We start from the raw sequence: 23,532 nt of genomic DNA, 5'->3' as shown, positions 1-23,532 counted from the left end.
CCCTAAAAATGATAGACTTTAGGTTGATGACTACACGTTAAAAAAGGAGTTTGTATGACTGAATACTTCGTAATGAGAGATGCGTCTTTGAAACGCTTCAATACACTAAGATTAGATGTTAAAGCTGATACGATTGTAATGCCACACACGATTAATGGATTCGTGCAAGCATTGCGAGCATTTAAAGATAAAAAAATTGTAATTATTGGAAATGGATCAAATATGATGTTTGATCAAGATTATTTTGATGACAGCACGGTATTTATTATCACATCGATGATAAACGATATCGAACTCAATGATGGAGAAATCGTCGTTGAAGCTGGGACACGTCTCAATCGTCTCGCATGGTTTTCATGTGAACAATCCATTGGTGGCTATGAATTCTGCGAAGATATTCCTGGTACCATGGGTGGTGCATTGATTATGAATGCCGGACAATGGCAGTATGCTATTGGCCAATATGTAAACTGGATTGAAGTGTATAACTATGAGACAGATCAGGTTGAACGTATTGTGCCAGATGAAGCATTCTTTGCTTATCGCTATTCACGACTCACACAAATGCCCGTCTTCATGTTGCGTGCTGGACTAAGTGCTCCTGAAGGCGATTATAACGAATCCCTTGAGAAGATGCTTTACTACCGCCATGAACGTTACGTTAAACAACCGCGTAATTTTGCAAATGCGGGAAGTGTGTTTAAACGTCCAAAAGACAAAGATGGAAACTCACTCTTCGTATGGAAATTATTCGATGGTGTCAATCTTCGTGGCTTCACATCTGGGGGAGCAATGGTATCGGAAAAACACCCAGGATTTATTGTTAACACAGGAAACGCAACGGTTGCGGATATGAAAGCTGTTATCAATGAATGCATGACACGCGTTAAAGATACGTATGATGTCCAACTTGAATTAGAATGGCGCGTAATCCGCTAAGGAAGTAGAAACTATGAAAAAAATGACCGTTGTCGTTATGTTCATAACCATACTTTCAAAAGTATTGGGATTTATACGAGACATAACGCTTAGTTCTAACTTTGGATTTGGTGCAGTTTCAGATTCATTCACACTTGCTATTACCATTCCAAATAGTGTTCTTTCAATCATTGGAGCAGTCTTGGTAACGGGAATTATCCCGATGCTAACACGAATTCTTAATGAAGACGAAGATCGCGCAAACCGATTCACAAGTAATATATTAAATATCATGTTGCTATTCTGTATGGTCATGATGGTCTTGATGTTTGTATTACCAGAATTTGTAATTTTCTTGTTTGCTTCAAATTTAAGTCATGAAGCGATGTTGTACGCAGTACCGTTTTTACGAGTTATTGCCTTTGGAATCTTCTCGATTGCCATAGTCCAACTCGGAAGTGGATATCTAAACGTCAAGAAAAACTTTATTATCCCTGCGTTGGTGACAATTCCATCAAATATGATTGTTATCGTCGCAATTATTATTGCAAATAAAAGCGGGAATACGCTCTTACTTGCATATGGACAACTTGCTGCTTTAATTTTCCAAGCTGCAGTCATATTCATTTATATGAAAAAGATGGGCTTCGATTACCGTGCAGTAATTGACTTAAATGATAAAGATTTACGCTTAATGGTTACATTAGCATTGCCGTTACTCTTATCAGCTGTCTTGGGTCAATTAAATGATATTATTATGAAAAACTTTGCGACAGTCCTTGTGCCGGTCGGTGGATACAGTTATATGTCTTATGCTACAAAACTTATTGGGTTTGTATCAGGGATCTTCATTACTGCAATTCTTAATGTATCCTATCCAACGATTGCTCAAAATGTTGTAAACAATGATAATAAACGTCTTAACAAGTCAATCAATGATGCAATCCTAATGATTTTCGTGTTTGTAACACCAGCTGTTGTTGGATTTATTACATTAGCACGTCCTATCATTGAATTTGTCTTCTTGAGTGGTGAAGTAACTGCAGCCGATGTAAGTATCATCGTCCCAATCTTTGTTGCTGATGCACTTGTGCTTCTTGCAATGGGTATGCGAGAATTACTCTTTAGAATTCACTATGCATATCATGACATGAAGTCACCGGTACGCAATACGGTCTTTGTGACGATTGTCTTTATAATTGGACTTATCATTTTCCCATTCTTATTTGGAAAATTAGGACATCCACTCGCAGGACTTTCGTTCTCCTATTCTGTGGCTGCACTGATTGCAGTTGTTCCACTCTTCAAGAGTGCTAAGAAACTGATAGGGAAAACATACTTCAAATATATCGTCAAAGACATGACGAAAATTCTGTTGTCTGCTCTAATGATGGGGGTATTCCTCTTGTTAGTAAGAGGGCCATTACTAAGTGTGATGCCAGGTCGAATCGGAACATTGGTTGCGATTGCAGGTGCAGGAATTGTTTACGTTGTTGCATTAATTGCACTCCGTACTCGTTTTGCACTCTCACTGCTATCAAGTGTTCTCTTTAAAGAAACCAATTAATACACGAATTTAAGACTCAAGAACTTTCCTTGAGTCTTTTCTTTTGCTAGTATTAATAGGAAAAGGGGAACGCTATGCAATCATTTATTTATCCGGTTAAAACCGCTCTGTTTATTTTTCCGGTTTTGGCATTTCTATTTACAATGCCGTACACAATTTACCAATACCGTAAATATGGTGTCATTCCATTATTTCGAACATTTGTCATTTTTTCATTTCTCTACTATATGATGAATGCTTACTTTATGGTAATTCTTCCGTTACCAGCACGAGAATCTGTACACACTACATATCGAGAGATGATGCAACTCGTGCCGTTTCAGTTTATTACTGATATACGTAATGAAGCAGGCTTGGTATTATCCAATCCATCAACATACATCAGTGCACTCAAACAACCTGTTGTGACTCAAGTGCTCTTCAATATTATCCTGACCATACCTTTTGGTGTATATTTACGTTACTTCTTCAAACGCTCATTGCTCCAAACTTTTATGATGTCCTTTGCGCTTGCATTATTCTTTGAGTTAAGCCAACTTTCTGGATTGTTCTTTATTTATCCAGGTCCGTATCGTCTTTTCGACGTTGATGATTTAATGCTCAACACATTCGGAGGGATTATTGGTTATGCGATTGCCCCACTCTTTATGAGTGTGCTGCCTAACCAAGATAAAATGCTTGAACGGCATCAAGATTATACAAATCATGTTACCATTTGGAAACGATTTACGGGATTCGTTGTAGATCTTATCGTGATTAATGTTTTGGTGATGCTGGTCACAATTGGCCTTTATGCCATCGAAAGACCAATTAATGAAGCAGTACTTCAGGGTATTGTCTTTGTGCTTTACTTTGTACTAGTGCCTTATCTTACAAAGGGGTATACTGTTGGAAGTAAGATATTGAAGACCCGCTTCAATTCTCATGAACTCTCCTTCAAAGTATTCCGCTATCTATGGCGCGCATTGTTAGTTTTCTTTGTACTGTATAGTCCAGGGATTATCGTTAATGTGTTGACTGAATCATTACTGTTTTTCGAAGAGCCGATGATTATCATGGGTGGGGGTGCAATCATTGCGGGTATCATTCTATTTGGCGTGATTTACTGGATTCAGTTATTAATCCGTCGTCCCTATGTTCTTTTCTTCGAAAAGATGAGTGGGGTTATCTTAGACTCAAATTATCACAAGTAACCGCCAAACTTCTTAAATTTTTCTACAAGAGTTGTGAAAACAGCTCTTTTTTTTATGTTTCCGTACACTATGGTGAACGTTTATGATAATATAGTGGTAGAAAGTGGTGAAAAGTGGTAGAAAGTGGGGTGTTGCGTCATGTTCATGGGCGAGTACCAACATACAATCGATAGCAAGGGACGTATCATCGTACCTGCTAAGTTCCGTGATGAACTCGGTGAAACAATGATTGTTACCCGATGGCTTGACGGCTGTTTGGCTATCTACACACAAGATCAATGGCTTAAAGTTTATGAAAACTTGAAACGCCTTCCTTCAACAAAACGTGAGGCGCGTATGTATACGCACATGATTATGTCGAAGGCCGCTGAATGTGATATCGATGGACAAGGGCGTATCCGTATCCCCAGTCATCTCGTTAAAGAAGCGACACTAGAGAAAAACTGTGTGCTTGTCGGTGTGAGTGATCACGTTGAAATATGGGATAAAGACAAGTGGGATAACTACTATGCACTTGCTAGTGAGAATTTTGAAGAGATCGCTGAATCTCTAACGGAGTTTTTTGAATGAAACATATACCAGTAATGCTTAAAGAAACAATCGAACTCTTAAATGTAAAACCTGATGGTGTCTACATAGACGCAACATTGGGAGCAGGAGGACATAGCTTCGAAATTGTGAAGCAATTGACGACTGGACGTTTAATTGGATTTGATAAAGATTATGATGCGTTAGAGCGAACGAAAAAGCGTCTCGAAGCATATTCTGATAAAGTAACATTTGTGCAAGGGAGCTATACACAACTTGCAGAAACATTAAAAACGTTAAATATTGAAGCAGTTGATGGTGTTCTCTTTGATTTAGGAGTATCGTCACCGCAGTTTGATGATCCAGAGCGCGGCTTTAGTTATCGCTATGATGCACGGCTTGATATGCGAATGGACCAAACACAAGCACTGAGCGCCTATGAAGTTGTCAATGAGTACAGTGACACTGAGCTCATCCGAATTTTCAAAGAGAATGCAGAAGAACGGTATGCGGCTCGTATTGTTAAAAACATTATGAGTAATAGACCGGTCACAACGACATTTGAATTAGTCGAATGCATCCGTGCAGCATATCCTGCAAAAGACTTAAAAAAAGGACATCCTGCAAAGAAAGTATTTCAAGCCTTACGAATTGAAGTAAACAACGAATTTGAAGAAGCACAAAGTGCTATCGAACAAGCAATAAACGCAGTTAACGTTGGGGGACGTGTTGTGGTTATTACTTTCCATTCATTGGAAGATCGTATTGTTAAAAATATCTTTAACAAATACGGAAAACCAACTAAAGTCAACCCACGTATACCAGTTATTGAAGAAGAAGTATTAGATTACAAATTGGTATCGAAAGCTATAAAAGCATCGACTTCTGAACTAGAGACAAACAATCGTGCACATAGTGCGATCTTAAGAGGAATCGAAAGGGTAAAATAGACATGGCAAAACATATAATCGTTAAGAAAACTAGAAAAGTACGTTGGAGTGGATTGATTGGATCAATCTTCGCACTTTCATTATGCTTCGCATTTGTAACTCAAATCTTTGTGAAGACAACAAACCAACACCTTGCAAACAACATTCAAAAAATTGAAGCTGAAATCATGAATGTTCAAACTGCCAATGAATCCGTAACTGTTAGCATCCAACAATTACGTGACGCAACACGCATCGTCGGTATCGCAAATGAAGCAGGACTTCAAGCGAGCAAGAATACAGTAACGATTAAGGGTGAATAGTTTTGAAACGTTCTGTTAATTTTAAAGTATTGATGATCACATTAGGCATGGCGCTCACCTTTACAGTAGTGGGTGCCAATGTTTTTATTGTGTCTGTGTTTGGGTACCATCTCAACTCGGGGACTAATATTGGTAATGAGATTAAAGGAATACACAAAGTTGATCAAAAATTATTGGCCGAACGTGGTCGAATTTTAGATCGAAATGGTGTTGTGCTTGCGCAGGATGTTATAGCGTATACTTTATCAGCAAATATCGACACAGAACGTGTCGCTGCTAATGGGGATATTGCACACATTAATGATAAAGAAGCTGCAGCTGAAATTATTGGCGGCATTATTGGACAAGATCCAGCCACGACGTTAGCGCATTTAAATACTGATGCGAAACAAGTGGAGTTTGGATATGAAGGAAAATATATTACATCGTCGATGAAGGCACAGCTTGAAGAGAGCGGTCTTAAAGGATTAGGATTTACACAAGTACGTACCCGCGAGTATCCTAATACGGATGGAACATCGAAACTTATCGGAAATACGTATTATGACGATGAAGATGACAAGCTAAAAGGTGCTATGGGAATCGAACAACTCTATGATAATGAGTTGAGTGGAACCAATGGTTATGAGAAATATCAGCAAGATCGAGATGGTTATAAACTCTACAGTACTATTGACGATCGTAAAGAACCGAAGAACGGTCAAGACGTACAATTAACATTAGATGCCAATATTCAACGCCAGTTGGATGAATCACTACGCGGTATCACAGAAGATCCGGGTGTTAAAGCAACTGCTGCATGGGGTCTTGTGATGGAAGCTAAAACAGGTCGTATTTTGGCTTGGGGTGAATATCCAGGATTTGATCCAAATAAAGAGGGCAATGTTTATGAGGATCGTGTTGGAACATGGACTTATGAGCCAGGATCAACAATGAAGACCTTCACCGTTGCGAGTGCCATTGAAGAAGGTGTATGGGATGATGCTGCAGTCTATGACACTGGACCTTTCCATGTTGGTGAAGACGCTAACGGAAATCCAATTCGTTTATCGTCGCCTGAAAATGCTACAAATACAATTACGAATGCTAACGAAAGTGATAGTGGGATGTACCGATATGATTATGGTTATGCTGTATCATCAAACGTTATGATAGCGGAAATGTTATCAAATCAACTTAAATACGACGTTTATCAAAACTATTTAACCAAACTTCGTTTCTTTCAGCCAATTGAAATAGACCGTGTCCAAACCTCTGAAGGGTATTTCAATCCAGACGACATGTCACCGGCGTCAAAATTGTCGCGAGGCTATGGACATGCTCTTACGGTGAACTCGGCACAAATTGCGCAAGCTTATACGACGGTGATGACAGATGGAAGTTTAATTAAACCGTATATCATAGATTCATTTACCGATCCAGTAACAAAAGAAAAGGTGCAAATTGGAAAAACACAAAACTTAGGTCGTGTTTATTCGCCAGAAACGGCGGCACACATGCGTGATTTGATGCGCCAAGTTGTTACAACGGGATCAGCGCGTCGTTTTGATAGTGCTGATGTTGAAGTTATTGCGAAAACCGGAACCGCTCAATATGTTGAAAATGGAGTCTACTCGAAAGAAGATTATATCTTCTCAAGTGTTCAAGGATTCCCTTACAACGACCCAGAGGTCATTGTGTATACTTCATATGCTGCGAAATATGGTCATGATGTTGACTATTCTGCTGTGCATGTCAATAAAATTGTGAAAGCGGCCGTTAATGCGATGAATGTGAGTCAAGCAAACGGAAATTCCGTGATTGAGGCAGTTAAACCAACAGCATTAGAAAACTATACGAATACTAATGCAGTAACTGCAGAGGAAAGTGTTAAGTCACATGGACTCACACCGATTCGTGCTGGAAATGGATCACATGTTATTAAACAATTCCCGTTGCCAGAAACGAATATGATTGCGAATGAACGGGTTATCTTATATACCGGGGGAAGTGAAATTGTCATGCCAGATATGACGGGATGGTCTCATAAAGAAGTTACATCATTCATGTCGATGACTGGTTATGTCATTTCAATTGAAGGTTCTGGATATGTCGCATCACAAAGTGTCGCAGCGGGTACTGTACTGAGCGCCGACACAACAATCAGTGTCAAATTGTCATAAATTTGGTATAATAGTACAGATTTAAGGAGAATTGTATATGGAAATCGCATTGTTAGGCCTTGTTGCCTCAGCAATACTTACGATCTTAGCATATCCTCGTTTCATTGCTTTTTTAGAAACACGAGGGTCAAAACAAACTGTGAGTGAGTATGCACTAGACGCATTTAAGAATAAGAAAAAAACACCAACATTTGGAGGTGCATTGTTTGTTATTGTACCAATTGTTGTAGCATTAATCCTCAATGGATTCAATGTTAATCGTGATTTATGGTTGTTGGTCCTAGTCTTTGGAAGCTACGCTTTTATTGGTTTTGTGGATGATTACAAAATCGTGACTGAAGGAAAAAACGATGGTATTTCACCTCGTACAAAAATGCTTTCACAGCTTGTTTTATCAGTTGTTTTCTACGTAATATATATTCAAACAGGTGGCGATAATTTACTCGCGATTCCGTTTGTTAAACAACCGATAGATTTAGGAATTGGTTACTTGTTCTTGATTATGTTTATGTTTGCTGGAGCATCCAATGCTGTAAACTTAACAGATGGTATGGATGGCTTAGCTGGTGGAACAACCTTGATTGCACTGATTCCGTTTGCGTATCTTGCGATTAAATTAGGTCGTAACAGTGTACTTCTTTTTATACTATCCTTAATTGGTGCCTTAATTGGCTTCTTAGTATTTAACCGTAAACCTGCAAAAATATTTATGGGTGACGTTGGATCGTTGGCATTGGGAGCAGCACTTGCTGCGATTTCAGTGCTATTAGGTGCTGAGCTTATCTTTGCAGTTGTTGGTGGTGTTTTCGTTTTTGAAACAGTATGTGTTATTATTCAACGTACTTCATGGAAAATTCGTAAAAAACGTGTTTTCCGTTATACACCAATTCACTATAGTTTTACATTAAATGGTTGGGAAGAAACAGATGTTGTAAATCTATTTTATGCAATCGGACTTGTGTGTATGGTGATTGGATCAGTCTTGATTGCTCTCACATGAATGCATTAGTTATCGGTGGTGCACGTTCGGGTTTAGCTGTGGCTAAACTTTTGAACGCTAAGGGGTATGATGTTACGCTCACCACGAACCAAGATTTCCGAGAGCGTGAGGCAATAGAGCGTCTAGGCATTCATGTGTCACTCAATGACCGCGATTTAAATTTAGTAAAGCCGTATGATGTGGTCGTCAAGAATCCTGGAATTCCCAATAATCACCCCTTAGTCTGCAAATTTGAATCAGTAGTTAACGAGATTGAAGTAGCAACATGGTTTGCGCCTCATTACACGTACTACGCCGTATCGGGAACGAATGGTAAAACAACGACCGTATCGTTATTAAATGAAATGCTCGTATCAAAAAATAACAATGCGTTGCTTGCTGGAAATGTGGGTTATGCATTAAGTGAAGCAGTCTTCCAAGATGGGGATGCAGTGCGTGATGTTGCATTAGAAATTTCTGCTTTTCAAATGGAAGGAACGCCTTCATTTACTCCAGATGTTTATGGGATATTAAACTTAAGTCCTGATCACTTGGATCGTTATGACGGTGATGCTGAGGCATATTATGCTGAAAAGGTACGAATTTTACCAAATGTTAAATGTTTTGTGAAGAACATGGATGACGCAAATATCGTACGCTTAACGCAAAACTATCAAGGGGAAACAATAACCCTTTCGCTTAAAAATCAAAATACAGATATTTATCGTGATGGAACGCATATTATGTATCGGGATATGATACTGTTTGACATCTCGTCGCTAAAAATTGTGGGCGAACATAACGTTTATAACGCCACAATGGCAGCATATATGGCCTATCGGGCTGGTGTCCCGGTGGATACTATCCAAAATGTGATTGCATCGTTTACTGGCGTTGAACATCGTATAGAGTATGTAGCGACGGTGAATGGTGTTCGCTATTATAATGACTCGAAAGCGACAAATCCTGAATCAACAGAAGTCGCGCTAAAAGCATTTGATAAGAATATCATCTTACTTGCTGGTGGATTTGACAAACGAATATCATTTGAGGGGCTTCGCCCTTACTCAAATCGTATCAAATCCATATATGTTTTTGGCGAAAGTGCGGAACAGATTAAATCAGTTTTCCCAAATGCAGTTGTGGTCAAAACAATGCTCGATGGTACCAAAAATGCCATAAACACAGCGGTTAGTGGTGATGTAGTCCTTTTATCTCCAGCTTGTGCAAGTTATGATCAATTTGATAACTACGAGCAGCGGGGAACAATCTTTAAAGAATACATAAAAACTCTTGAATAAGAGTTTTTTATTTATGCATTTTCGTGTATGATGATAGGTATGAATGGGGTGAAGCAATGAACGAGAATTCTCAACAATTTAGATTGTTACTAACATTAAAATTGCGACAACTCCATAACGGAGGGCTTGAGGGAATTTCCTATGACGATTTGTATCGTATGTTTACGACGCATATTTGGAAAAACCAAAAACCGACACGCCTAAGTGATTTGGCAGATCAAGTTCTTAATATTAAAGATGAAGATATTATACGTTGGCTCGCTGTAGAATCAAAAATCCAAGGCTACAAATCAACACTCGATGATTTCAAAGCGTTGTTGGATACTGAGGAGCTCTAATGAAAACAAGAAAAGATTATCGACTCGCGTTTATTGGACTCATCCTAACGCTTGGGATGGTTTTTTTTACTTTGGCTATTTCCAGTTCAATTCATACGGGAATAGGTTTTGGACGTGATATCTCAACAATTGTGAAGACAAGTGATGTGCCATCTTTGAATTCATTTTTGGACAGTCAAACAACACAAAATCGTGAATGGGAACGGAAACAGATATCGGATGATACGTTTATTATTACAATTTCAGGCGTTGAAAGTGCGGAAGATTTTCGTAAGGCAATGATATCCAGTGTTGATGATGTAGAGGTATTGCGTTTGGATACCTTTGGCTCGACAACGAAACTTCGAAACAATCAAAGTTTCGTCAGTTTGTATATTATCGCAATCGTTGCTTTAACGTATATATTCTTAATTGTAAAATTCCGCTTTGTCGGAATTTTAAGTGCGACACAAATTAGTGTTTCTATTCTTGCAGGTCTTCTATTTATGGATATCATGGGTTATCCGTTTACCAAATCACTCTGGTATACGATTGTTCTTGTTTACCTAATTGCGATGATTCAAACGCATGTCTTTAATAGAACACACAATGGTAAGACCATAGAATCGGTTAATCAATCCAAGTTAAGTATGAGACGCGCAGAGATTATGGCATCCAGCTTTGCTGTGATTGCTTTACTTATGTATACATTTTATGGTTATGGTTTTACCATTAATGCATCCTATGTCTTAGTCTTTACATTTACATATTTTATGGTTGATATCCTGATTTCACAGTGGGCTTTCAACCGAATTAAAAGTCATCTTGAACCAGAAGATCTAATCTTTACTGAACAAGACTTCTTCGGTAAACCGAGCCAACCCCGTCGTGCATTCTATAACATTTTGATTCTGGTAACAGGAATTGTTATTATCATGGGTCTTTTCTCCATCAACAATACCCCACGGTTCCACAAGAGTAAGGATTTTGCGAAACAGAATGTTTTAATTGTACCGCACGGTAGTTCACGCACTTACCTAGAAATAGAAGCTATTTTAAATTCAATTGGAATGTTCGAAAATCAAATTGATTATCAAGTAAGTGAACAAGGCTACATTTGGATTTATTTCGATGAAAATGTAAATACGATTGATTTACAAATTGCACGCGAATCGATTGCAAAGAAAACTGGATTTGAGAGTTCCTACTACTCAACCGAGCCTATTCCATTTCCGTTGGTGCGACCAGAATTCTACCTTACCTACGTTTTAATGAGTGTGGTCGCGATGTTAATGTTACGACTTGTTTACGTTAAAACACCGACCGTTATGGCAGGGATGATCAGTCTTTTATCATTTATCTTCTATGTCCTCTTCTCAATGATTTTCAGTGTTCGTTGGAATCGTGAAATGATTTTTGTCACATGGGCAATACCGTTTATCGTATCCAACATCTATTCCAACGAATTGATGCTCGAAAACAATTTAGATTTTGACAATTTCGTAAATAAATTTGTAACAACAGCATTTATGCTCGGAAGTATCCTTGCATCGATTATATCGGTGATACTGATTGTTATACCATTAACGACAGGTATAGAAATTAGTAAAAATTTCTTCTTTGTGGTCGTATCAATTTTAGTTGCAATTGTTACATATTATGGCCTCTGTCTTCTAAAAAGAAAGGTATTTAAATCTTATGATGACTTCACATCTTAAACATTATGAACCGTTAGTTCAAAAACTCTTTGAAGCACTCGAACTGAGTGATGCACAAGAGTTAGCATTGATTCACCCTGAAACAAAAAAAGTAGAAAATCCAGCAATAGCGCATATTGCGGATTTTTTAAAGTCTGCCGATAAACTGATAATCTGTGGAGATTATGATTGTGACGGTATCGCATCCACGAGTTTGACAGTACTTTTGGCTCGCAAACTTGGTTTAGATCCTGGTTACTATATCCCAGACCGATTTAAGGAAGGCTATGGTGTTAATGTCAATACGATTGATGCCGCCCATAAAAAAGGATATACGGATGTCTTAATAATTGATAATGGTGTTAAAGCGCACGTTGAAATTGAACGGGCACAATCCTATGGAATGCGGGTTGCTGTTGTAGATCACCATATCATTGAAGAGCCACTGCCAATCGAAGCGTTCTTGCATCCGGACGTTTGTGAACCCTATGCTGCATCGATGTGTGCAACAGGTTTAATATATTGTGTTGCAGAGACGATGGGACTTGCTGATGATTACATGCTTTCTCTTGCAGCACTCGCAACGGTTGCGGATGTGATGCCACTATGGGGGAAAAATCGTGAAATCGTGCGTCGTGGCACAAAAGCACTTAATGAAAACCAGTTTAAACAATTTGATAAAATCGTTAAACGAAACCAATATACACATTATTCTGCCAAATTATTAGCATTTCAGCTTGTGCCGAAAATCAACAGTGTCGGTCGAATGGCAGATGTTGCGAATGTTAATACTGTGGTTCAGTATTTTACAACCGCAGATGATGCAATCATTAATTCATATTCAAAACAACTACTTAAATTGAATGATTTCCGAAAAGAGAAAGGGAAACAACTTCAAGCCGTTGCTATGGAGAAAGTGACCGATGATGCCATTCAGATTATTACTGATGCTTCATTTCATGAAGGTCTTCTAGGTATTGTTGCTAATCAAGTTGCATCTGTAACACAAAAGCCAACATTAGTTTTGACAGAATATGAAACAACGTTTAAAGGGAGTGGGCGTTCAATGACTCACTCATTGCAGGATATCTTCTCCAGTATTAATCGTGACTATTTTGAAGCGATGGGTGGACACGACTTTGCATTTGGGATGACAATAAAAAAAGAATTTTACGCTCAATTTGTCACTGACGTAAGGGCGGTCGTCGATACATTGCCACCATTTGTACAAACAGATACAGCTATCGTTTCAGTAGACCCTGAAGATGTTACACATAAAGCAATGCGTCAGTTAACTGATTTTGAACCGTATGGCGAGGCGTTCAAGCTACCAAAAGTTAAGATTCCATTACCAACTGTTTATGGACTTGTTAATCTCAATGGTTATGGATTTAAATTTACATTCAGTGATTATCCGATTCAAGAAGCAGTATTTTTCACGAAACAATATACACGCAACCAACTTGTGGGAAGAACCTATATGATTGGTGAATTAGACTTAAGCAACACACGCAAATTATCAATATTAATCGAAGATATAATTTAAGTGTGTTATGATAAATAAAAAGGAGGAACGCCTATGAAACGTCTAAGATTACGCAATACATTGGGGATATTTTTAATTGTGTCACTGATAGTTCCCACTGTCGTTCCACATACACTCAAAGTTCATGCTGAGGTATCAGACGACACAGCGGCGACAGATCCTAAAGAAAATCTCACAGATCCGATTATCGTAAACGAAACGCAATTAACATTGGAACAGTTTCAAGCGACAACCATAACCTACTCAATTGTTGATAATAAAGAAGCTCAAGTCACGTTTTCGACCGCAGATGCCAATATCGCTACAATCGATAGTAAAGGGTTTGTCAGTGCAAAAAATCCGGGAACGACAACAGTATCGATTTACGCCGTTATAGAAGGTGAACGATATCAAAAAGACATTCTAGTTACCGTTAAACCTGTTGGTGGTTCGGTAACCTTTGCACACAATGAAATCTCATTGAACCGAGGTTCAAGTTATGCACTAGAATATACGCTTTCCGATCCAAACTTAAACCAAAGTGCAATTGTATGGAGTAGTACCAATTCGGCTGTTGCTACGGTAGAAAATGGAACTGTAACGGGTCATAGTATTGGAGAGACAATCATATCTGCTTCAATCGGTGATCAAGTTGCATCGGTAAAAGTAAATGTTGTTGTACCGCTAGAAAGTATTACATTTAATCCAGAATCACTTTCAATCATTGAAGGAAATAGCAAAGATTTACCAGGTCTCATTTATGTTCCTTATGATACGAGTACAAAACGTCACGTCGAATATAGCGTTAAAGATCCAAGCATTGTCCAGATTGAAGAATCGATGATTGTTGGTCTAAATGTTGGAAAAACTACGATCACAGCCACTGTTAACGGAATTTCTACAGTGTTAGCGGTAGAAGTAACGCCCAAACAAACTGAAACAGGTGCTGAAATGATTACACTTTCTGAACTTGGGGTGACAAATGATACAATAACTGTCGGACTTCAGAAGAACCAAATAAGTGATAAGATGAAACAATCACTGACTATTTCTGAAGATATCATTGTGAAAGCAATCGCAGGAAAGCAAAAAATTGTCGTCCAACTTCCAAGTCAGTACTTTGAGAAAAATATGTCGCGTATTGATGCAATCAAGGTTCCGGAAGGATCGTTAGCGACGCTTTCAGATACACCACTAATTGTTGAACTTCAAGCCAGCGAACAAAAACGAACGGTTGCAGAATATATTTTTTCAAAACCTCTAACCAAAGATTACAATATGCGTTTTGCAATTGATCCGCTTTCCGATACATCACCTTTAAGAGAACACGTTCATGGCAAAGCATTTGATATTCGTTTTCCTAAGAATTTGGATGTAAGTGGTGTCAAAGTTACATTTCCGGCTAAAATCTTTGAGTCCAGTGATAGTCAAATTCATTTTGTATATACAGTTAGTGGGTCAGAGTTAGGAAGTAATCCGCAAACTGTCACTACTGCTGATAAAAAAGTAACGATAGCTCCGCTTGATTCCCGTCTCGTGTTGTCGTTCAATAAAGCATCAAAAACGTCCGATATGACGGTTATTTGGATTCTTGGAAGTATTGTACTTTTATTAGGTGCAGGCTTCGGTGTATTTTATTTTAATCGTTATCAAAAACAGAAAAAAATATGATATAATGGCTATTGCACTATGGAGGACATTATGGATTTAAAAAACTATATTGCTACAATCGAAGATTTTCCCAAACCAGGTATTAAATTCAGAGATATTACGCCATTAATGGCTAATGGTGAAGCATTTGCCGAAGCAACGCGACGTTTCACAGAATTTGCGAAGAAAGTCGGTGCTGACGTTATTGTTGGACCCGAATCACGCGGTTTTATCTTTGGATGCCCTGTTGCCTATAACTTAGAAGTCGGATTTATTCCAGTCCGTAAGCCAGGTAAATTACCACGAGAAACAGTAAGCTATGCTTATGATTTAGAATATGGATCAAATGAACTTCATATTCATAAAGATGGCATAAAACCAGGACAAAAGGTCCTCATCATTGATGATCTCTTAGCAACTGGTGGAACCATCGAAGCAAGCGTTGCTCTTGTGCGTGAATTAGGTGGTGAAGTCGTCGGGTGTGGGTTCTTAATTGAACTTGAAGAACTCGAAGGCCGTAAAAAATTAGAAGGCATTGAAGTCTTTGCAATGATGCAATATTAATAACGAAGTGTGAACTTCGTTTTTTTCCAAATTAAGGAGGGGTAACCATGAGTCAATTCAAAGAAGTATCATTCGAAACAATGATGGATGAAGTTGGGAAATACATTACAAACCCAGAAAACATCGATCTAATCGAACGTGCGTACGCATATGCCAAAGAACATCATGAAGGTCAATATCGTAAAAGTGGGGAACCTTACCTTGTCCATTTAGTCCATGTTGGATATATTTTAGCTGACATGGGAATGTCTCCGACAACCATTGCGGCGGGTTTGCTCCATGATGTTGTTGAAGATACAGATGTCACCAAAGAAGAACTAACTGAAGCTTTCTCTGAAGAGATTGCGACGCTTGTCGAAAGTGTCACTAAAATTGGAAATATTGAATTTAAAGATGAGCGCGAGTACCTAGCTGCAAATCACCGTAAAATCTTTATCGCGATGGCGAAAGATGTTCGTGTTATCTTTATCAAACTGGTGGATCGCCTCCATAATATGCGAACCTTACAATATCAAAAACCAGAAAAACAACAAAAAATTGCTGCGGAAACACTCGATGTTTATGCTCCAATTGCCCATAGACTTGGGCTTGGAGAAATCAAGAACGAACTTGAAGATTTAAGTTTTAGCTATCTTCATCGAGACAAGTACTATGAAATTGCGCGTCTTGTCGATTCTCGAAAAGCGGAGCGTGATGCATCGGTCACAAGCATGATTGAAGAAATTGCTGAACTCTTGCTTGAAAATAATATTAAGTTTAATGTGTTTGGGCGTTCAAAACATCTCTACAGTATTTATAAAAAAATGAATCAAAAACATAAACGATTTGATGAGATTTTGGATTTGCTTGCAATTCGTATCATTACTGAAACAGAACTCAACTGTTATGAAATCTTAGGGCATATTCATGCAACGTATCGTCCGATTCCAGGGCGCTTGAAAGATTATATTGCAATGCCAAAGATGAATATGTACCAATCACTTCATACCACCATTGTTGGTGATGAAGGCAATATTTTTGAAGTTCAAATTCGTACGAAACGAATGGATGAAATTGCTGAACGCGGGGTTGCGGCCCACTGGCGATATAAAGAGGGATCCACAAATACGGAAACTAACCAACGCGAAATTGAAGATCGTCTCTCATGGTTTAGAGATTTTAATACCATCACAGAAGGGGTCGATCAAAACGCAGAGGACTACATGAACTTGTTACAAAAGGATATTTTTGAAGCAAATGTGTATGTTATGACACCAAAGGGTCGCGTGATTGATTTACCCAATGGTGCCACACCGATTGATTTTGCATACCGTGTTCATACAGAGGTAGGACATCAGACAGTCGGAGCGATTGTTAATGGGACACTCGTGCCACTAAATACGCCCCTAAAAACGGGTGATGTCGTTCAGTTGAAAACCAATAAGCAGTCAACACCAAGTGAAGACTGGCTTAAAGTTGTAAAAACAACACATGCTCGGAATAAAATCCGAAGTTACATTCAAAAGAAACAACAAGATGATAAAACCCAATACATCAGTAAAGGCGAAACGATGTTCAAAGAAGAATGTAAGCGCCGTGGTGTTGATGAGAAAGAGTTGCGTCATTCTAAAAAATTTGAAGCTGCATACAAAGAATTTTCGGTGGCGTCGTACGATGATTTGATGTTTGCCATTGCGACGAAATCATTATCATTACCTGCATTGTTTGAGCGTCTTGATATTAAAATTCAACAAGAGTCTAGTAAGCTTGACCGTGCTGTAAGTCGAAACGCCCTACAATCTAGCAAACAATCAAATGGAAAAACTGGGGTTCGTGTCCCTGGAATTGACTCTATGATGATTAGTTTAAGTCAATGTTGTAATCCTGTTTATGGTGATGAAATCATTGGCTATGTTTCCAAAGGAAGCGGCGTTAAGGTACACCGTACGGATTGCCCCAATATTGTGAATGAGACATCACGCTTGATTGATGTTTATTGGGAAGATGAACATAGTGGTAAAGAATACGAGGCAGTACTAAAAATTCTGTCGACTGATCGAAGTTTCTTATTGACGGACTTAGTTACGATTGTATCGCAACTTAAAGTAAAACTTAATGCCGTTAATTCTGAAGTTGACCCCGATGCCATCCATGTTAATACAACCATGCGTGTCGTTGTCAAAGATGCCGATCATTTACGTAATTTAATCGTCAACCTGCGTAAAGTTGATAGCGTATTACGTGTTGACCGGATAACATTGTGATTGCCTTTTCAATCATACTATGTTAAAGTGATATCAATATTCGAAGAACATGATTAAGTTGTTGAAAGTAGCAAAGAGAAGTGCTGGTTGGTGAGAAGCACATGTACGTGAGGCAATGGGACACATGGGAGAAATAACCCTGAAATGAGTAGGGGTTGTCGTATACCTGCGTTAAAGGTTTGAGTAAACAAACAAAGGTGGTACCACGTCGCAGACGTCCTTGGTAGCACCTTTTTATATATTCGAGGAGGAACAGACATGAGTCAAAAATATATTGCACCCCGTGGTACACAAGATGTATACGGTGCTGAAGCCCGAAAATGGCAAAAACTTGAAAAGATTGCACGTGAGATTTGTGATCGTTACCATATCCAAGAAATGCGTACACCTATGTATGAACATACTGAAGTATTTAAACGTGAAAATGATGCAAGTGATGTCGTCAACAAAGAAATGTACACATTTGTAATCAAGAATCGTGATGGTGAGAGTCCTTCACTAACACTTCGTCCTGAAGGAACTGCAGGTGTTGCCCGTGCTTTTGTACAACACAAATTGTATGCAACTGGTGGAAGCTATCAAAAATATTTCTATATCGCGCCAAACTTCCGTTATGAACGGCCACAAAAAGGACGTATGCGAATTCACCACCAATTTGGAGTTGAATTAATTGGCCCGATTAGCCCAATGGTTGATGTAGAGGCAATTTCAGTAGGATTATCATTCTTACATGAAGTTGGATTGAAGAAATTCAAACTCCTCGTTAATACAATCGGAGATGCAGAAAGTCAAGAAAATTATAAAGTTGCGCTACGTGAGCATTTTAAACCGCATCTTTCGACAATGTGTGGAGATTGCAACCGTCGTTACGAGCAAAACCCACTCCGTATGCTTGATTGCAAAGTAGATCACGATCACGTTGCAGTTCAAACAGCCCCAACAAACTATGCTTATTTAAATGAGATGTCTCGTGAATACTTCGAATCCCTCAAGACACTACTTGATGCGCAGGGTATCGCGTATGAAATAGATAGTCGATTGGTTCGTGGTTTGGATTACTATCACCATACTGTTTTTGAAGTAGTTTCCACAGATGAAAAAGCAGGTGCTCAATCAACCATTTTTGGTGGTGGACGTTATAACCACCTCATTGACTACTTTGGTGGTCCGGAAACCGGTGCTGTTGGGCTCGGAATTGGACTTGAACGCTTGCTTATTTTAGCAGAAGACTCCGGGATTGAGTTCGATACTGAGGACGGTGTTGATGTCTTTGGTATGCCGATGGGAGCTGCATCCAATAATGCGGTCTTTGCGATGATTCAATCATTGCGTCAAGCAGGCTATGTCTGCGACATGGATGTAGAAAATAAATCATTTAAAGCACAATTTAAATTGGTTGATCGTAATAATGCGAAAATCGCATTATTATGCGGGGATGATGAACTTGAAAAAGGGGAATTCACACTTAAAAATATTGAAACACAGGAACAAATTCGTGTCAGTGCGAACGAAGTTGTAACACATGTAAAAGCATGGTTAGGAGAAAAATAGTATGAATAGAACACATCATAATGGAACATTACGAATGGAACATGTCGGTCAAGAAGTATCACTAGTAGGATGGGTAGCAAAACGTCGAAATTTTGGCTCCATCAACTTTATTGATCTTCGTGACCGCAGTGGAATTGTCCAACTTGTAGTCAATCATGACGAGTACCCAATTGTTGAAGGGATAAAAAATGAATATGTCTTAGCGGTAACGGGAATTGTTCGTGAACGTCAAGATAAGAACCCTAAAATCGCAACAGGTGATGTAGAAATTGAAATCTCAAACGTTGAAATTATCAATAAAGCAGCACAAACACCGATGATAATTGCTGATGAAACAGATGCACTTGAAGAAACACGTTTGAAGTACCGTTATTTAGATTTACGTCGTCCAATCATGCAACAACGCCTTGTGACCCGTGCGAAAATCGTGGGTGAAATGCGTCGTACACTAGAGGAACAAGATTTCATTGATATTGAAACACCAATGTTAACGAAATCGACACCTGAAGGTGCCCGTGAATATCTCGTACCGTCCCGTGTGCATCCCGGAGAATTTTATGCGCTTGCTCAATCACCACAGATCTTCAAACAATTATTAATGATCGGTGGGTTTGAACGTTATTACCAAGTAGCGCGTTGTTTCCGTGATGAAGACTTACGTGCTGATCGCCAATTGGACTTTACACAAGTCGATATTGAAGCATCCTTCTTGTCAGAAAATCAATTCCAAGAAATTGTCGAAGGAGTTGTAGATAATGTTATGGTAAACGTTTTAGGGGAAGCCAAACCAGATATTCCCAAAATTAAGTTTGTTGATGCAATGAATGACTATGGAAGTGATAAACCGGATTTACGTTTTGATATGAAACTAAAAGACTTTGGTGAAATCTTTGCTGCATCCGAATTTAAAGTATTTAGTGATACTTTAATGACAGGTGGAACATTGAAGGGATTGGTTCTTAAAGGACAAGCAGATGCCATCACCCGTAAAGTAACGGATAAATATACAGACTTAGTTAAAAAATATGGTCTTAAAGGACTTGTTGTCTTAAAAGTAGAAGCAGACACATTGAGTGGATCTGCTGCGAAATTTATTAGTGAGCAAGAACGCGAAGCCATGATTGAAGCGTTCAATCTAGAAGTTGGTGACGTTGTCTTCATCGGAAGTGGTGAGTGGGAACTTACTGCTACAGCGATTGGAGCTTTACGCCTTGCTTTAGGTAAAGACTTCGATCTTGTACCATTGAATACATTTGCATATTGCTGGGTTGTTGACTTCCCGATGTTTGCAGAAGAAGATGGGGTATTAGTTGCACGACACCATCCATTTACAGCACCTAAAGCTGAAGATGTGGCATTGCTAGATGAAAAGCCTCTAGAAGTAATTGCTCAAGCATATGACCTCGTATTAAATGGTTTTGAGGTAGCAGGTGGATCAATGCGTATCTTCCAACAAGAACTTCAACAAAAACTTTTCCAAATGATCGGATTTACTGACGAAGAAATTCAACGTCGTTTCGGATTCTTTGTGGATGCATTCCAATATGGAACACCACCACACGGAGGAATTGCGTTTGGACTTGACCGATTCGCAATGGCATTAACACATTCGGATACAATTCGTGATGTTATTGCATTCCCTAAAAATGCATCAGCACGATGCCCGCTTACAAATGCACCAAGCCCTGCGATTGAAAAACAACTGAACGAATTACATCTTGAAATCGTTCGTGAAGACTAAGTGGAAAGAGACCTGAGTTCAGGTCTTTTTCTTTGTCTATAAAATTAGATGATTATCTAACGATGTGTTGACATCAATCTAACGATAGTTTACAATATCGTTAGAGGTGAATCTAATGATAAAATCATATATAGTTCTAAAGAAGTATCCAGACTTCATTAAAGTTTGGATTGCCGGCGTTATTAATACGTTCGGTGATAGTTTTGATGCACTAGCAATGTCCTGGCTAGTCTACGAGATTACAGGATCAAAATTTTGGTTTGCGCTAAACTTTACTATTAATGCAATTCCGAATCTTATTATTCAACCATTTTTAGGCGTATATATCGAACGATTGTCGAAACGTTGGGTTATGGTTGCAACAGATGTTGGGCGTGGCGTTTTGGTGCTTACACTCATTATGATTACCAACTTAGGTTATACAAATGGGTATCTTATACTTGTATTCACATTCTTAATGACTTGCATGGAATCGTTGCGACAGCCAGCAGCAACATCCTTGATGCCGCATATCGTTGGCGTGGAGCATTTTGAATCAGCAACATCACTTCGTCAAATGTCTGCGACATTGTCGGCACTCGTAGGAACATCCCTTGCAGGGATTGTTATTGCAATGTTTGGAAGTATTACAGCATTGTGGGTTGATGGGATTTCATTCTTTATGAGTGCACTTATCCTCATACGGTTAAAAACAGATGCAAGAAATCGCTCAATCGAAAAACAATCCTATAGTGAGTCACTCAAAGAAGGGTGGGAAACATTCATTCATCATCCTTATCTTGTTAAGTTGACAGTTGTGATTTTCTTAATGCAAGTATTTTTGACAGGGATTAATATTATCATGACCCCAATCACAATAGAAGTTATCTTTGGTGGTCCAAAGACGCTCGCATTCTTAAATATTCTCTTCCTTTTAGGCACACTGTTCGGGTCATTCATTTACCCAACACTTGCTCAAAAATACAATCCATACACGTTGTTTATTGTGTCGGGTTTAGTTGGATGTAGTGGACTTTTATTAATGGGAACTGTTGGGTATGTTTCCTTTATGACCGCCATGATGGGTATTAGTATAACAGTTTTAAGTGTTGGATTCGGTATCCTTAATCCAACGATAAATGTATCCCTTATGAAATCAGTTGATAAAGATCAACTTGCACGTGTCAGTGCGTTGTTAAATGCAGCAGTTTATGGTTCGATGCCGTTAGGATCACTCATAACAACACTATTAATGACTCAAATTCCATTGCCCTTGATAGCAATGACCTATGGTATACTGTTGATATCAATACTCTTGCGATTTAAAAATGATCGCTTGATGCAAAGGATGGCCTAACATGGAAATATCAATCAAACCACTTGGAACTGTAACCCAAGAATTACTTCGGTATTTGACATTACGTTACGAACACAAAGTACCCCTAAACTTGGATACATTAGATCAGCGTTTTAGCACCAAACAGGATGTTGCACTCACATTATCGGAAGCTTTTGTTGAGCGTCATCGTTTTATTGAAGCCTACGGAATAGTAGTAAACAATGACTATGACTTAATGTTCAAACCTCTTAATGTCAATAATCACTATTCACTCGCGGAACTTTTTGGTTTGGTTAAACACTTTGGTAGTGATAAAATGATTGACATCATCAATGAGGCATTGAACACGACGTTTGAAAGTATGTACACAATTTCTCAATTCATCATCGAATCAGATTCCATTCAAGTTGAAGATAAATATCGTCTGAATCTATTGATGCATGATCGAGAGATTGTTGAGGTTGTCTATGCAAGAACAATGGATCATTATACAACGCTAATCGCACAGCTCGATCAACAACTTCCTGCAGTAAATACTGCGTTTGAGAAAACCATCGATAAGCAAAAAATGATTGATGTTGTCGCAAGATTCTTTCCGCAAATAAAAAAAATTCCGACAGTTTTACTCACACCAAGTTTTCTATTTCATGATCGGTTGACGATCAATCACACACCTGCTCAAAATGAAGTCCAAATCGTTGTTTCGGACATTATGCTGGAGTTAGAACAATTGGAAACAAATCTTGAAGCTACCGAAAAGAGGTTCCAAGACGGATTGAAAGTTTTAGGGGAGACCACAAAATTTGAAATTTTGAAACGCTGCTTAGAAGAAACAAAGTATGGTGCGCAATTGGCTGAAGAACTGAATATCAGTGGTGCAACTGTGAGTCATCATATGCAAGCACTGTTGAACCTGAGTTATGTAACAGTTGAAATCATAAATAAAAGAGCATACTACCAAACAAATATTGAAAAAGTGAGAGAAGATTTAGCACTCTTCGACCAGATTTTTACACAGAATTAGGG

At 38.6% G+C, this 23,532-nt stretch carries 19 protein-coding genes; all 19 read left to right on the top strand.

Features of this window, described 5'->3' with window-relative positions; translation table 11 throughout:
• Positions 1-54: 54 nt before the first annotated feature.
• The 19 genes from murB (at position 55) to G7061_RS07590 (ending at position 23,530) form a co-directional block, all read left to right on the top strand.
• Positions 55-939, top strand: coding sequence for a UDP-N-acetylmuramate dehydrogenase (gene murB / locus G7061_RS07680; protein ID WP_159637962.1), 885 nt, complete (start codon positions 55-57; stop codon positions 937-939).
• Between the two features lie 13 nt (positions 940-952).
• The gene (gene murJ, locus G7061_RS07675; protein WP_159641479.1) at positions 953-2,485 is read left to right on the top strand and encodes a murein biosynthesis integral membrane protein MurJ; all 1,533 of its coding nucleotides are present in this window, start codon (positions 953-955) and stop codon (positions 2,483-2,485) included.
• 74 nt (positions 2,486-2,559) lie between these two features.
• A complete protein-coding gene (locus tag G7061_RS07670; RefSeq protein WP_166120252.1) occupies positions 2,560-3,678 on the top strand; it encodes a VanZ family protein in 1,119 nt (372 codons plus the stop codon).
• Between the two features lie 138 nt (positions 3,679-3,816).
• A complete protein-coding gene (gene mraZ / locus G7061_RS07665) occupies positions 3,817-4,248 on the top strand; it encodes a division/cell wall cluster transcriptional repressor MraZ (protein WP_159637956.1) in 432 nt (143 codons plus the stop codon).
• Positions 4,245-5,156 (top strand): 16S rRNA (cytosine(1402)-N(4))-methyltransferase RsmH, encoded by a 912-nt coding sequence (rsmH, locus tag G7061_RS07660; protein WP_159647289.1) that lies wholly within the window; start codon positions 4,245-4,247, stop codon positions 5,154-5,156. Before mraZ ends, rsmH begins: the two co-directional genes overlap by 4 nt.
• 2 nt (positions 5,157-5,158) lie before the next feature.
• On the top strand, positions 5,159-5,458 hold the full coding sequence (locus G7061_RS07655) for a cell division protein FtsL (protein ID WP_159637952.1): 300 nt from the start codon (positions 5,159-5,161) through the stop codon (positions 5,456-5,458).
• 2 nt (positions 5,459-5,460) lie between these two features.
• The gene (locus G7061_RS07650) at positions 5,461-7,620 is read left to right on the top strand and encodes a penicillin-binding protein (RefSeq protein WP_240914414.1); all 2,160 of its coding nucleotides are present in this window, start codon (positions 5,461-5,463) and stop codon (positions 7,618-7,620) included.
• A 37-nt stretch (positions 7,621-7,657) separates the two neighbouring features.
• Positions 7,658-8,620, top strand: coding sequence for a phospho-N-acetylmuramoyl-pentapeptide-transferase (mraY, locus tag G7061_RS07645; RefSeq protein ID WP_159637950.1), 963 nt, complete (start codon positions 7,658-7,660; stop codon positions 8,618-8,620).
• Complete coding sequence (murD, locus tag G7061_RS07640) at positions 8,617-9,900, top strand: UDP-N-acetylmuramoyl-L-alanine--D-glutamate ligase (RefSeq protein WP_159647291.1); 1,284 nt, start codon at positions 8,617-8,619, stop codon at positions 9,898-9,900. Before mraY ends, murD begins: the two co-directional genes overlap by 4 nt.
• A 56-nt stretch (positions 9,901-9,956) precedes the next feature.
• Entirely contained in the window at positions 9,957-10,238 is a 282-nt protein-coding gene (locus tag G7061_RS07635; RefSeq protein WP_159637946.1) for a post-transcriptional regulator, read from the top strand.
• The gene (locus tag G7061_RS07630) at positions 10,238-11,935 is read left to right on the top strand and encodes a hypothetical protein (RefSeq protein WP_159641483.1); all 1,698 of its coding nucleotides are present in this window, start codon (positions 10,238-10,240) and stop codon (positions 11,933-11,935) included. Before G7061_RS07635 ends, G7061_RS07630 begins: the two co-directional genes overlap by 1 nt.
• A complete protein-coding gene (locus G7061_RS07625) occupies positions 11,916-13,460 on the top strand; it encodes a DHH family phosphoesterase (protein ID WP_240914413.1) in 1,545 nt (514 codons plus the stop codon). Before G7061_RS07630 ends, G7061_RS07625 begins: the two co-directional genes overlap by 20 nt.
• A gap of 33 nt (positions 13,461-13,493) precedes the next feature.
• Positions 13,494-15,110: an Ig-like domain-containing protein gene (locus G7061_RS07620; protein WP_166120250.1), complete on the top strand. Its 1,617-nt coding sequence runs from the start codon at positions 13,494-13,496 to the stop codon at positions 15,108-15,110.
• A gap of 30 nt (positions 15,111-15,140) precedes the next feature.
• Positions 15,141-15,653, top strand: a complete 513-nt coding sequence (locus G7061_RS07615; RefSeq protein ID WP_159637940.1) for an adenine phosphoribosyltransferase — start codon at positions 15,141-15,143, stop codon at positions 15,651-15,653.
• 47 nt (positions 15,654-15,700) lie between these two features.
• The gene (locus G7061_RS07610; protein ID WP_159641485.1) at positions 15,701-17,896 is read left to right on the top strand and encodes a bifunctional (p)ppGpp synthetase/guanosine-3',5'-bis(diphosphate) 3'-pyrophosphohydrolase; all 2,196 of its coding nucleotides are present in this window, start codon (positions 15,701-15,703) and stop codon (positions 17,894-17,896) included.
• 258 nt (positions 17,897-18,154) lie between these two features.
• Positions 18,155-19,447 (top strand): histidine--tRNA ligase, encoded by a 1,293-nt coding sequence (gene hisS / locus G7061_RS07605; protein ID WP_159647297.1) that lies wholly within the window; start codon positions 18,155-18,157, stop codon positions 19,445-19,447.
• A gap of 1 nt (position 19,448) precedes the next feature.
• Positions 19,449-21,188, top strand: a complete 1,740-nt coding sequence (gene aspS, locus G7061_RS07600) for an aspartate--tRNA ligase (RefSeq protein WP_166120247.1) — start codon at positions 19,449-19,451, stop codon at positions 21,186-21,188.
• 115 nt (positions 21,189-21,303) lie between these two features.
• The gene (locus G7061_RS07595) at positions 21,304-22,524 is read left to right on the top strand and encodes an MFS transporter (RefSeq protein ID WP_166120245.1); all 1,221 of its coding nucleotides are present in this window, start codon (positions 21,304-21,306) and stop codon (positions 22,522-22,524) included.
• 1 nt (position 22,525) lies between these two features.
• The gene (locus G7061_RS07590; RefSeq protein WP_166120243.1) at positions 22,526-23,530 is read left to right on the top strand and encodes a helix-turn-helix domain-containing protein; all 1,005 of its coding nucleotides are present in this window, start codon (positions 22,526-22,528) and stop codon (positions 23,528-23,530) included.
• Positions 23,531-23,532 lie beyond the last annotated feature (2 nt).

The organism is Erysipelothrix sp. HDW6B, assembly GCF_011301115.1.
GTDB lineage: Bacteria > Bacillota_I > Bacilli_A > Erysipelotrichales > Erysipelotrichaceae > Erysipelothrix > Erysipelothrix anatis.
The sequence above is the reverse complement of the archived record's forward strand: the minus strand, read 5'-3'. Positions and strand labels throughout refer to the sequence as shown.

Bases quoted from the DNA above. Each gene is read 5' to 3' on its own strand.
- murB (WP_159637962.1), top strand. From the start codon at position 55: ATGACTGAATACTTCGTAATGAGAGATGCGTCTTTGAAACGCTTCAAT.
- murJ (WP_159641479.1), top strand. From the start codon at position 953: ATGAAAAAAATGACCGTTGTCGTTATGTTCATAACCATACTTTCAAAA.
- G7061_RS07670 (WP_166120252.1), top strand. From the start codon at position 2,560: ATGCAATCATTTATTTATCCGGTTAAAACCGCTCTGTTTATTTTTCCG.
- mraZ (WP_159637956.1), top strand. From the start codon at position 3,817: ATGTTCATGGGCGAGTACCAACATACAATCGATAGCAAGGGACGTATC.
- rsmH (WP_159647289.1), top strand. From the start codon at position 4,245: ATGAAACATATACCAGTAATGCTTAAAGAAACAATCGAACTCTTAAAT.
- G7061_RS07655 (WP_159637952.1), top strand. From the start codon at position 5,159: ATGGCAAAACATATAATCGTTAAGAAAACTAGAAAAGTACGTTGGAGT.
- mraY (WP_159637950.1), top strand. From the start codon at position 7,658: ATGGAAATCGCATTGTTAGGCCTTGTTGCCTCAGCAATACTTACGATC.
- murD (WP_159647291.1), top strand. From the start codon at position 8,617: ATGAATGCATTAGTTATCGGTGGTGCACGTTCGGGTTTAGCTGTGGCT.
- G7061_RS07635 (WP_159637946.1), top strand. From the start codon at position 9,957: ATGAACGAGAATTCTCAACAATTTAGATTGTTACTAACATTAAAATTG.
- G7061_RS07630 (WP_159641483.1), top strand. From the start codon at position 10,238: ATGAAAACAAGAAAAGATTATCGACTCGCGTTTATTGGACTCATCCTA.
- G7061_RS07625 (WP_240914413.1), top strand. From the start codon at position 11,916: ATGATGACTTCACATCTTAAACATTATGAACCGTTAGTTCAAAAACTC.
- G7061_RS07620 (WP_166120250.1), top strand. From the start codon at position 13,494: ATGAAACGTCTAAGATTACGCAATACATTGGGGATATTTTTAATTGTG.
- G7061_RS07615 (WP_159637940.1), top strand. From the start codon at position 15,141: ATGGATTTAAAAAACTATATTGCTACAATCGAAGATTTTCCCAAACCA.
- G7061_RS07610 (WP_159641485.1), top strand. From the start codon at position 15,701: ATGAGTCAATTCAAAGAAGTATCATTCGAAACAATGATGGATGAAGTT.
- hisS (WP_159647297.1), top strand. From the start codon at position 18,155: ATGAGTCAAAAATATATTGCACCCCGTGGTACACAAGATGTATACGGT.
- aspS (WP_166120247.1), top strand. From the start codon at position 19,449: ATGAATAGAACACATCATAATGGAACATTACGAATGGAACATGTCGGT.
- G7061_RS07595 (WP_166120245.1), top strand. From the start codon at position 21,304: ATGATAAAATCATATATAGTTCTAAAGAAGTATCCAGACTTCATTAAA.
- G7061_RS07590 (WP_166120243.1), top strand. From the start codon at position 22,526: ATGGAAATATCAATCAAACCACTTGGAACTGTAACCCAAGAATTACTT.